This window comes from Methanolobus psychrotolerans (genome assembly GCF_002243045.1).
Classification (GTDB): Archaea; Halobacteriota; Methanosarcinia; order Methanosarcinales; family Methanosarcinaceae; genus Methanolobus; species Methanolobus psychrotolerans.
The window spans coordinates 1-12,273 of the sequence record NZ_MBKP01000038.1 but is presented as its reverse complement, the minus strand read 5'-3'; the positions used below and the strand labels follow the sequence as shown (position 1 = coordinate 12,273).

General features: G+C 42.6%; 9 protein-coding genes. All 9 read left to right on the top strand.

The features are described 5' to 3' along the window. Positions 1-6: 6 nt before the first annotated feature. The gene (locus BB781_RS11655; RefSeq protein WP_164997861.1) at positions 7-1,593 is read left to right on the top strand and encodes a glycosyltransferase family 39 protein; all 1,587 of its coding nucleotides are present in this window, start codon (positions 7-9) and stop codon (positions 1,591-1,593) included. 145 nt (positions 1,594-1,738) lie between these two features. Beyond that, positions 1,739-2,587, top strand: a complete 849-nt coding sequence (locus BB781_RS11650; RefSeq protein WP_094228662.1) for a sulfide/dihydroorotate dehydrogenase-like FAD/NAD-binding protein — start codon at positions 1,739-1,741, stop codon at positions 2,585-2,587. After that, entirely contained in the window at positions 2,587-3,957 is a 1,371-nt protein-coding gene (gene gltA / locus BB781_RS11645) for an NADPH-dependent glutamate synthase (RefSeq protein ID WP_094228661.1), read from the top strand. Before BB781_RS11650 ends, gltA begins: the two co-directional genes overlap by 1 nt. Positions 3,958-4,052: 95 nt before the next feature. Continuing rightward, positions 4,053-6,095 carry a phosphoadenosine phosphosulfate reductase domain-containing protein gene (locus BB781_RS11640; protein ID WP_242492648.1) on the top strand — a complete coding sequence of 681 codons (2,043 nt, stop codon included), beginning with the start codon at positions 4,053-4,055 and terminating at the stop codon, positions 6,093-6,095. A gap of 131 nt (positions 6,096-6,226) precedes the next feature. After that, complete coding sequence (locus BB781_RS11635) at positions 6,227-7,318, top strand: AI-2E family transporter (protein WP_094228660.1); 1,092 nt, start codon at positions 6,227-6,229, stop codon at positions 7,316-7,318. 105 nt (positions 7,319-7,423) lie between these two features. Continuing rightward, on the top strand, positions 7,424-9,331 hold the full coding sequence (locus BB781_RS11630; protein ID WP_094228659.1) for a threonine--tRNA ligase: 1,908 nt from the start codon (positions 7,424-7,426) through the stop codon (positions 9,329-9,331). Positions 9,332-9,354: 23 nt separating this feature from the next. Further along, entirely contained in the window at positions 9,355-9,657 is a 303-nt protein-coding gene (locus tag BB781_RS11625; protein ID WP_094228658.1) for an acylphosphatase, read from the top strand. Between the two features lie 101 nt (positions 9,658-9,758). Further along, the gene (gene thiI / locus BB781_RS11620) at positions 9,759-10,934 is read left to right on the top strand and encodes a tRNA uracil 4-sulfurtransferase ThiI (protein WP_094228657.1); all 1,176 of its coding nucleotides are present in this window, start codon (positions 9,759-9,761) and stop codon (positions 10,932-10,934) included. A gap of 405 nt (positions 10,935-11,339) precedes the next feature. Continuing rightward, a partial coding sequence (locus tag BB781_RS11615; RefSeq protein WP_207205282.1) for a hypothetical protein occupies positions 11,340-12,273 on the top strand: 934 nt, incomplete at its 3' end.

Below are 12,273 nucleotides of genomic sequence, written 5' to 3'. Positions count from 1 at the left end.
ATTCATATGGGAAATAAAAAAACAACAAAGAATATTAGTACTTCGTCGATTAATTCAGAATCACATGAGCAGTCCTTTTCTTTTGTTCATATTAAAAAAGCAATCATTGGCAATAGTTATGCTCTATTGTTTTTTATTACTTTAATTGGTATGATACTTCGATTCTACAGGCTGGGGGCTGAATCCATATGGCTTGATGAAGGAACGAGCATACAAATGGCAAAACAAAGTCTTTACACTATCATATTCGACAATAAGGATTTTGCCCACCCACCTCTTTTTTACTCTATATTGCATTTTGTTATAATGTATAGTGATTCGGAATTCTTCGTGAGGCTTCCATCTGCAATATTCGGTACTTTGTCCATTCCTCTTATCTATCTGCTTGGATCCAGTTTTTTTAGTAAAAGAGAGGGTTTGATATCTTCATTCCTTATGGCAATATCTGTAATGCAAATAAACTATTCTCAGGAGGGGCGCAGTTATGCATTGATGATGCTGCTTGCTCTTCTAACAATCTATCTCTTCATCTCTGCCTATAAGGATAATAACAGAACTAAATGGATCATATCGGCAATATCAGGCACATTACTTGTTTATTCTCATTTCTTCGGTTTCTTTGTTATTGGGGCTATAGGGATCTTTTATATCCTCGATAACTTTGATTTTGTTTCATTGAGGTTCAATCCCAAAAGTACGGACAAAATGTTTATGATAAGTGCAGTTTCCTTTGTTTTATTGAGTTTGCCTATGATTTTATGGGTGCTTGGGGAATTAGGTTATGCTACTGGTCATAAAACATGGGGAATGGCACAAGAAGGTTTTTTCTATAACATTTTCATTAGTTTCAGCAATTATTCAAAAATCACGATGTTCATGTATATTCCTTTGATGCTGGCAGGGCTGGTTTTTTGCCTGAAAGATTCAAAGAAATGGTTTTCTTTGATTGCCTTATGGTTGTTCATACCACTGGTCACAGGATATTTCCTGGCGGGTTCAATGCCATTTCAGCCAAGATATTTGCTTTTTATCATGCCTGCTTTCTTGCTGTTGATTTCCAAAGCTATTGTTTCCATAGCAGATATTTTGACAACGGTTTCAAATTCAGACCGTTCTGTAAACAGAGGGAAGAAAAGAACTGTATCAGAAGCTAAGAACAAATCTTCAAATAATACCAATGGAAAAAGTATGTTTGTAATTATCTCTGTAGTTATGCTTGTCATTCTGATTAGTTATACTCCTTTGTATAATTACTACACAACTTCCCATAAAAATGACTGGCGTGATACCTCTGTTTTCATTGCCAGCATAACGGAACCAGGTGATTATGTAGCTCCTTTGCCAGGTTATATGGGTCAGGCTCTGATGTACTATTATGATAACTCATCGGATGGGACTTTTTATGCAAATACTCAATATTCAGAAAGTGGACTTACTTCTTATGTTAAAGGCAAGCAGAGGGTGTGGTTCCTTGTAACAGGAGATATAAGCGCAGCTAATCCAAATGGTTCTGCAGTGAGCTGGTTGCAGAATAATGCTTTTTTTGTAAAGAACATAACAGGTATTTACATATTCACTTATCCTGCTCTGTAAGTTTTCATTTTCATTTTTATTTTTATTTTATTTTTATGTATTTAAATCCGTTATTTCAATATTAACATCTTATTTTAAGTACTATAACTATAATCATATCAGCAAAACCCTACTTTTACACTCAAATTCCTAGAAATGTGATTACATGCCGTACAAAATTACCGAGAAAAAAGAGCTCGCTCCAAGTGTGCACATGATGAAGATCCTGGCATCAGATGTTGCTAAAGCCGCAAAGGCAGGCCAGTTCATTATATTGCGTATTGATGAGACAAGTGAAAGAATACCACTCACGATTGCTGATTTTGATGCAACCGAAGGTACTGTTACAATAATCTTCCAGGAAATGGGCAAGACCACAAAGCAGCTTGCAAAGCTGACCGCTTCAGATGAACTCCGGGATTTTGTTGGTCCGCTTGGAACCCCTGCAGATGTAAGGGAACTTGGTACTGTTATCCTTGTGGGTGGCGGAGTTGGAATAGCTCCTGTGTATCCGCAGGTAAAGGCATATCGCGAAGCTGGTAATAAGGTAATTTCCGTAATTGGTGCAAGGAATGAGAGTCTTCTCATACTCGAGGATGAGATGAAGGCAGCAAGTGATGAATTATACATTGCTACCGATGATGGTTCTAAGGGCCATCACGGTTTTGTGACAGATGTGGCGAAAAAGATACTTGACAGCGGTGAGAAGATTGCAAGGATAGTTGTTATAGGTCCTCCAATCCTCATGAAGGTGGCAGCGGGCATGACTGCACCTTATGGTGTGGAAACCCTTGTAAGCCTGAACCCTATAATGATCGACGGTACCGGCATGTGTGGCGGATGCAGGGTCTCTGTTGGCGGCGAGACAAAGTTTGCCTGTGTCGATGGTCCGGAATTCGATGCACATAAAGTGGATTTCAATCTCCTGATGAGCCGTCTCGCCTTGTATAGGACTGAGGAGTCAAAGTGTCTTGAAAATCATAATCATAAATGTACCTGCAGGGGTGAGAACTGATGGCAGACAGACAGGCAATGCCATTACAGGACCCAAAAGAGAGGGCACACAATTTTAATGAGGTGGCATTGGGTTACACTAAAGAGCAGGCACTTGCTGAGGCTTCCAGATGCCTGGAATGCAAGAACCCCAAATGCATAGAAGGATGTCCTGTGAATATTGATATCCCTGGTTTTATTTCATGCATAAAGGAAGGGGATTTTGACGGGGCAATAGATACTATTAAACTTACCAATGCACTTCCGGCAGTGTGCGGACGTGTATGTCCTCAGGAGGTCCAGTGTGAACAATACTGTATACTGGCAAAGAAGGGTGAACCGGTTGCCATAGGCAGGCTTGAACGTTTCTGTGCAGACTACGAAAGGAAACGAGGTGTAACTCCTCCTGTACGTTCGAAATCCACAGGCAAACGTGTTGCGGTTATTGGTGCCGGGCCGGCAGGTCTTACGGCAGCAGCAGACCTTGCAAAAGCAGGCCATGCTGTAACAATATTTGAGTCACTCCATGAAACAGGTGGTGTGCTCACTTACGGAATTCCTGAGTTCAGGCTTCCAAAGGCTATTGTAAAGGAAGAGGTAGAATACATCACTCAGCTTGGCGTTGATGTGAAGGTCGATTACGTCATCGGGAAGATAAAGACCCTTGATGAAATGAGGGAAGAGTTCGATGCAATTTTCCTTGGAACCGGCGCAGGGCTGCCAAAGTTCATGGGTATCGAAGGTGAGAATCTCAATGGTGTTTACTCCGCAAACGAGTTCCTCACAAGGGTTAACCTGATGAAAGCTTACCAGTTCCCGGACTATGATACTCCTATCAGGAGAGGGAAGAAGGTTATCGTAGTGGGTGGCGGTAATGTTGCAATGGATGCCGCGCGCAGTGCGCTCCGCCTTGGTGCCGATGAGGTCAGTATAGTCTACCGCCGTGGTGAAGATGAACTGCCTGCAAGGAAGGAAGAGGTAGAAAATGCAAAGGAAGAAGGTATTGTGTTCAGGCTTCTCACAAACCCTGTCCGTATCCTAGAAGGCGAGAACATGACTGTGAAAGGTGTGGAGTGTATCAGGATGGAACTTGGAGAACCTGATGCGTCCGGGCGCAGGAGTCCTGTTCCTGCAGAAGGTTCCGAACATGTGATCGATGCTGATATTGTCGTTATTGCTATAGGCACATCACCCAACCCTATGATCTTCTCAGGCTCAACCGGGCTGGAAACCAATTCAAGAGGCACAATCATAGTTGATGGATCCGGTAAGACCTCACTGGAGGGTGTTTACGCCGGTGGGGATGCTGTAACAGGAGCTGCAACAGTTATCAGTGCCATGGGTGCAGGCAAGCTTGCCGCACAGGCCATCAATAACTATCTCAGTAACTGATCTGTAAATATCAAATTTAGTTGTCCGGCTTGTCCGGATACCTTCATTTCTTTTCGTTTCTTTTCTGAACATCTTTTTAAGCTGGAGTATGCTAAATGGTATCAATGAAAAAAGGCAGGTCTTTTTCTAACACATCCGCAAAGCCACATTTGAAAAGTGCAGGCTATTCTATGGCCGATAAAAGTGGTTCCGGAACAAAAATGCCCAGGCATAGTCATGATCAAAAAAAACAGGTCCAAAGGTACGCAACTAACGAAAAGGATTATATTTTCTGGTGCGAGGACTGCAATGTCCCCCTTATAGAAAAAGGGTGTAGTACTTGTGGGAAAGATGGGATAAAGATTGACCTGTCACAACCGGCAGATGTAAGATTCTGTTCTCCACATGAACGAAGCATTCTTCATGGGATGCTTTTGTCTTCTTTTGATTATGATCCTCTTGGTGAAAAAGTAATTCTACTTAACAAGATCCCGGGTGATGATAAGGCCGATGAGGTCATAGTTGACGGTCTTTTTTTCGGGATACTACGTTTTGATATGCAAAGAATGGGCTATGTTTTTGAGCCCTCGGTATCCGGGGCGAGCATACTTCTTGAATACACCTCCCTTAAAACCGTGATCCTCAAAAAGAATTCCAGACACCTTAATGGCAAAAAGGTGAATTATGATCAGGTAGAATCAATTTCTTCCGATGTCCGGATAAATGATATAATTCTTGTAAAATCTGGCAACCTTAAGGGTTTTGGGGTTGCATACTGCGATGCAAAGGATGCTGCGTCTGTCGATGGTCCGGTATTGAGGGTCCGGAAGATCGATTCACAGCAGGTCTCATTGAATACGAAGATCTCCACAATGAATGATGTTGTAGCTGCAAATGTTGTCCATATACGCAGTATTGGAAAGAATGCCATTAACACAATAAAGGGCATTGCGAACCAGAAAGATCACAAAGACCTTCCTGTTAATGTATCCTTCAGTGGTGGAAAGGACAGTCTTGTGGTGCTTGACCTGACACTCAGTGCGCTTAAGAATCGGAAAGTACAGGCATTTTTCCTCAACACAGGTATTGAATTCCCTGAAACTGTGGAATTTGCTCATAATTATTGCAGGGATAACAACATTGAATTGATTGAAAAAAAAGCAGAGTCTGATTTCTGGGACAATGTGGATGTATTCGGTCCGCCCGCCAAGGATTTTCGCTGGTGCTGCAAGATATGCAAGCTTGCACCTGCCAATGCAGCTATAGAGGAATGTCTTGAGAAAGCTGCCACATGCATAACCGTGGACGGGAAAAGGAGGTACGAATCATTCTCAAGGGCTAGTATCTCTACAAGTGAAACAAATCCGTTCGTTCCGGGCCAGCTCAATCTTTTCCCTATAAAAGACTGGAAAGCAATAGAGGTCTGGCTGTACATTTACTGGCGGAAACTCCCGTATAATCCACTCTATAACATGGGCTTTGAAAGAGTGGGGTGCTACCTCTGTCCGGCGGCACTTTCTGCGGAGTATCAGCGGTTGAAGGAACTGCATCCTGAGCTTTATGAAAGGTGGGAATCTTTCCTAAGGCAGTGGGCAAGAACGAACGGTCTCTCTGAAAAATTCATAGAGCATGGCCTGTGGCGGTGGAAAGAATTGCCGCCGAAGATGGTAAAGCTGTGCGAAGAAATGGGTATATCCGTGTCAGGGCGGGAAGTGGCTTCACCATTCAGCATCGAGGTAACCTCGGGTATATCTCCATGCAGAGCTGGTGGTTATTCCATAGAAGGGTCTGTGCAGGGTTTATCCATGAAGAAGGCTGGCAATATCATGAATATTATTGGTAAGCCCTCTTTTTCAGAAGAGCTGGGGCTTTTGCTTGTGAAAAATACATCTTCTACGGTAAAGTTGTTCTCCTCTGGAAGCATTGTTGTGAATGCAGATAACAGGGAAGAGGCTGACAGGCAGTTTGCAGAACTTTCCAGGCAACTGCTGAGAATCCACATGTGTACGGGTTGTGGCATATGTCTTAATGCCTGCCCGGTCAAGGCAATAATCCTGGATGGTGCAAAAAGGGTAGAGATAAGTGAAAAATGTATCCGATGTGGTAAATGTACTGATTCATGTGTAATTGTGAGATATTCTGGCAAAATGAATGCCTGAAAGCAAGAATATGTATGATGTTTGCTATTCTTCTTTGTATGGTCTTGTGCAAAAATCCCACGGTGAGTTATTAATATAGTGAGCAATTATAGAAGTCTCTAAATATTTAGTTTTAACTTAGGCGGACAATAATGGTAACAGATAAACCGGACGGGTTATCCCGCATAATTGATTCAAAGTGGAGGGTAGCGGCAGCAGCAGTACTTGTATTGCTTTTGGCGATTCAGGTACTCGTTCTCCTTCCGCTTGCAGATGGTATTATCCTGGGGCTTGTGTTTGCTTATATCTCTCGCCCCATATTTTTTAAACTGCAAAGGTTTCCACGCATGGGTGCATTTGTTGCAACCATGTCCATTGTCGTGCCTGTGGTATTCATCATCGGATGGGGCCTGTTGGAGATCTTCCGCAAGATCATATGGGTATTTGAGAACCAGGCATATGTGCTTAATAGCGTGTTCGATTATTCCCGCAATATAGGTTTTATGGCGGCTTACGGAGATGATGTAAACCAGTTTCTCTGGAACGTCTCCAGTTCTATAGTTCCCCTCCTTAGCCGGGCAGGAATATTTAACTATGCTTTTGATATTATGATGTTCGGTCTCAACCTTGTGGTTGCAGTGTTTGTATGTTATTTCCTTCTGGCAGACGGACACAGGTTCTATGAAGCTATCGTTGAGCTGTTTCCGGAAAATTGCAAAGGCTCTGTTATCAGGTATTTCGGGCATATGGATATAATTCTTCAGGGAGTTTTTGTAGGCAACGCATCTGCGGCACTGGTGGTAAGTATCTTATCCCTGGTAGTCTTCTATGCTTTCGGTTTTTCAAATGTTCTTGCACTGTCCGCATTGATCTTTCTTGCATCTGTCATCCCCATGTTTGCAGGCTACATGGTCCTTCTGGTGCTTTCAGTATATCGCTATTTTGAATTCGGTCCGCAAAGTGCTGCGATTTTCTTTGTGGTCTCATCGATTGTTATCTATGTACCGCCTGAGCTTTTCCTGCGTCCCTATCTGTCGAGCATAAAATCCCATGTTCATCCTCTTCTGATCCTCCTTGCTTTTCTTGGCGGAGCATTTGTGGGAGGAATTGGCGGGTTCTTTGCGGCGCCCATACTGCTTGGTGCGCTAATATCGGCATACAGGGTGTATGTAGATGAGTCATCATCTGCCTGTATTTTCCCTGAAAATATGTCCGGTCCCAATGATGCAGATATCCCCGAGTGATGGTTTACTGCATTGTATAGGCAACGTCGTTTTTTCAAAAAGAGGACTAAAAAGATTAATAAAGCTTGGTCTAATTAAGATAGCATATATCTTGAAGGTGAATTTATGCAATTATTACTGATACATTCGGATTATATCGAATATGAAGTGAAGAAAAGCACCCCTGTTGCAGAAGAGATCGAAGAGTCCTTTAAAACTGGAAGACTTGAAGATGCTCTTACTGTATTCATCGCAGTGGAAAAAGTCGATGAATCAAATGTTGAGGGTGCGATATCAAAAGCTGTGGAAGAAATAAAGAGTGTAGTTTCACAGGTCAAAACCAACAGTATAATGGTGTATCCATATGCCCATCTCAGTTCTAACCTCTCTTCTCCCAAAGCTGCAATTGCTGTTCTGAAGGGAATTGAAGACGCATTATCCGGTGAGTTCAATGTTAAAAGGGCACCATTTGGATGGTACAAGGCATTTAAGATAAGCTGCAAAGGTCACCCGCTTTCCGAGCTCTCGCGTTCCATAGTGCCTGATGAGGCCTCCGGTTCAGAGACATCTGCATGTCTTGCGTCCGTAAAGGAAGAAGTGGTTTCTGAAGCTCTCAAAGCAGAAAGCACTGCAAAATCCTACTGGCATGTTCTCACTCCCGATGGTACCTTGCATGATGCGGCAAGTTTTGATTTCACAGGTCATGAGAATCTTAGGAAATTTGTAGACTATGAGATCTCCAAGAAGAGAGCCGTTGAAAAGGCACCTCCGCATGTTGAGCTGATGCGCAGGCTTGAGATAGCTGACTACGAACCGGGATCGGATTCCGGTAACATGCGCTATTATCCAAAGGGCCGCCTTATAAAATCCTTGCTTGAGAACTATGTACTCGAAGAGACTTCAAAGGTTGGGGCAATGGAGGTCGAAACGCCTCTTATGTATGATATGAATCATCCAACCCTGAAGAAATACCTTGACAGGTTCCCTGCCCGCCAGTATTCTATTGAATCTGACAAGAGGCAGCTTTTCCTTAGATTTGCAGCATGTTTTGGCCAGTTCCTTATGAACCATGACATGACCATCTCCTACAAGAACCTGCCACTTAAAATGGTAGAAATGACCAGGTACAGTTTCAGAAAGGAACAGCGTGGTGAGCTTGTAGGACTGAGGCGTCTTAGGGCTTTCACAATGCCTGACATGCACAGCCTGTGCGCTGATATGGAGCAAGCCATATCCCAGTTCGATGCTCAGTATAACATGTGCATTGATGTCCTCGATAAGATTGGTATCAAGGTCGATGACTTTGAAGTTGCCATCAGGTTTACCAGGGATTTCTACAATGAGAACAGGGATTTCATCACAAACCTTGCAAAGACAGTTAATAAGCCTGTACTGATTGAAATGTGGGATACCCGTTTCTTCTATTTCGTACTTAAATTCGAGTTCAATTTCGTTGATGCCCTTGAAAAGGCAAGTGCCCTTTCAACTGTGCAGATAGATGTTGAAAATGCTGAAAGGTATGACATAAATTATATTGATTCCAACGGAGGTGCCAACAAGCCTGTAATTCTTCACTGTTCTCCAAGCGGTGCGATCGAGCGCTGTATCTATGGCCTGCTTGAAAAAGAAGCAATGAAAACAGAGGCAGGGGGAGTTCCAATGTTGCCTCTGTGGCTTTCCCCTACTCAGGTAAGGGTTATACCCATAGCAGAAAAGCACATGGATTATGCATTGAAAGTGTCTGAACTGCTCAACTGCCGTGTTGATATCGATGACCGGGATGATACCGTGGGTAAGAAGGTACGTGAAGCTGGTCGCGAATGGGTCCCCTACGTTGTAGTTGTCGGTGACAGTGAGGTAGAAAACGGCACTATTAATGTGACTATCCGTGCAGAATCACAACCCAACAAACCGGCTAAATTAGAGATGACTCCTGCAGAGCTTAATACAAGGATATCTTCCGAAGTAGAAGGAATGCCGTATAAAGGTCTCTGTCTTGCAAAAATGCTTAGTGTCAGACCAAAATTCATATAAACATTTCATTTGAATTAATCTATATGCAGGACAAAAAATCCCATGCAGAGGAACTTTCTTCTGCAACAATACTTGTTAAGGGAAGGGTGCAGGGAGTCTATTTCCGCAAATTTGCCCGGGAAAATGCCCTTAAGCTGGGGATTACCGGGTTTGCACAGAATCTGTCGGATGGAAGGGTCAGGGTTTTTGCAGAAGGAAAAAGATCTTCTATCCTTAAATTGGCAGATCTCCTCTCAGCAGGTCCTGCCATGGCAAGGGTTGATGACATGGAAATCTCCTGGTATCCTTATTCTTTAGATTATTCTGATTTCATTATCAAAAGATGAGGCTAAATAGCAAGACGTGGCAGGCTTAGTTTCTTTTCTCATTTTAGTCCGGTTAGCTTTCTCCGATTAACTTTAATAGTCTTATTGCCGATTTCATGTTAATGGAAAACGTAGTCATTCTAAGATATGGTGAACTTGCCTTAAAGAGTACAGGCGTTCGTAACTGGTATGAAAAGACCCTTGTGAATAATACTTCTGCAATGCTGGAACATCGCGGGATACCTTATTCCCGAATAACCCGGGAATGGGGAAGAATATTCATTGATACAGATGATAGCAGGGCTGCAAAAGCAGCAGCAGATGTTTTTGGTGTAGTATCCACTTCCTTTGCACAGGTAACAGATGCTACTATAGAGTCTGCAGGTGCTTTATGTGCACAGCTTGCTGAAGGGTTTGTTGTAGAAGGTCAGTCTTTTGCAATCAGGTCCAGACGTACAGGAAACCATAGTTTTTCATCACGTGACCTTGGAATGAAATGTGGGGATGCGGTATGGCAGATGCTTGAGTCAAATGGTATTACACCTTCTGTAGACCTTACAAATCCGGACAGGGAAATATTCGTGGAAATGCGGCAGACAAAAGCATATGTTTTCACACAAACGATAGAAGGGGTTGGAGGGCTTCCATTGGGGACCCAGGGAAAAATGGTATCTCTTGTTTCAGGGGGTATTGACTCTCCGGTTGCCACATGGCTCCTTATGAAGAGAGGTGTGGAAATTGTACCTGTTTATTGTAACAATTCCCCTTACAATGATGACCGTGCCCGCAAGCGTACTATGGAATGTATAAGCGCACTTCAGGAGTGGTGCCCAGGTCATCCTTTCAAGGTATATGAGGTTCCAAACGGTGCCAATCTTGGGATATTTATAGATAAGTGCTCCAGGAACAAAACATGTCTTCTGTGCAAAAGGACTATGTACAGGATAGCTGCAGAGATTATGAATAAAGAAGGTGCTTCAGGTATCGTTACCGGTTCATCCCTTGGTCAGGTAGCTTCCCAGACTGCAGCTAACATGCATGCTGAATTCTACGGACTCTGTATTCCCATATATCATCCTTTGATAGGTCTTGACAAGAATGAGATAATCGATATTGCAAGAAAGATCGGTACGTTTGATATATCCATACAACAGGCAGGAAGCTGTGAAGCAGTGCCGATACATCCTGAAGTAAAAGCTGGCTTTGATTCTCTTCTTGAAGAAGAAGGAAAGATAGACATTGATGATCTTGTGAAGAAATCTATTGAAAACGCCAGGGTTTCACATCCGATTTCTTAACTTGAGTTATCTTTATTTTCTGCACTATCATTTTGCACATTTTCATGGTCATTTTTTCTTTTTATTTTTATATATTGTGTATAATACAGTATGTGTTGATGATGATTTCATGATATGCTCAAAAACGGTGGGATCTTTTAAAGTGATGCAAAACACTTATATATTATAATTTACTATGCACATTTAGGCGCACAAACTCACAGCAAAGTGAATTTTAGCACAAATTTCATCCTTTATCTCTCGTCCATTCCCTCAATTATTCCCGTGCGCCTAAACTCTTTTAGTTATTTTTGATTTGGTAACAGTTTGACTATTTTTTGGTTGTTAAGAGCAACTCTTATATAAATACCATGCATATAATATTCTTGAATTTATATTAATGCTTTTGATCAATAGTTGGTTTCTATGAGTGAACTTCCATGGGAGAATAAAAAAATAGCAGAGATCATGTCATCGGCAGGTAATGAAGCTAAGCTGTCGCCTGATGCCACTGGCAAGAACAATAAAGCCACTTCTCCTATTCCTGATATATTAGCAAATGCTTTTGCTGATATGCAAATGGAAGAGGTGCAAATAGAGGCCCATGAGTCTGCTTCTGTTGTTGCAGATGATAATATGCCACAAATGACTGCTCCATCATTTGGGGATTTGCCGGACTTATCTCTCTTGGGCGGAATTAAGAGTGAGGGGCCAAAGTTAGATATGCAGAAGACTGCTTTCCCTCCTTTTATGAATAGTTCCGGCATTCCTGCAACTCTGGATAAAAAAGAAAGCATTGCTCAGGATATTCCTAAAATGTCCTATGATAATGTTTTTCCTTCTGCAACTCCTGCCACTCACTCGGGCGAGTCTTCAAAAAAGCGGTCTCCTCCTCCATTATTCCAGCCATTTATATTGTCTGATGGTGATGCAGGGGCTGGCCCACATTTGGATACTCCGATATCATCTGCACCAAGATATAAAAGCGCGCCACTACCATTCCAGCCGTCCCAATCTATTTCAGACAAGCTTCCTTCCCCGAACCCGCTTCCTTTAAGTGTTCCTCTACCACCAGATCCTGGATATAATCATTTGGATCCTGTCCATGCTGTTGGTGTTGATCCCTTTGCTTCTAGTCCTGCTAATGTTCCTGGTTCTTTAGGGAACAATCCTTCAATTGGTGTCAATCCTTTTGCTTCTAGTCCTGCTAATGCTCCTGGTTCTTTAGGGGATACTCCTTCAATTGGTGTCAATCCCTTTGCTTCTAGTCCTGCTAATGCTCCTGGTTCTTTAGGGAACAATCCTTCAATTGGTGTCAATCCTTTTGCTTCTAGTCCTGCTAATGTTCCTGGTTCTTTAG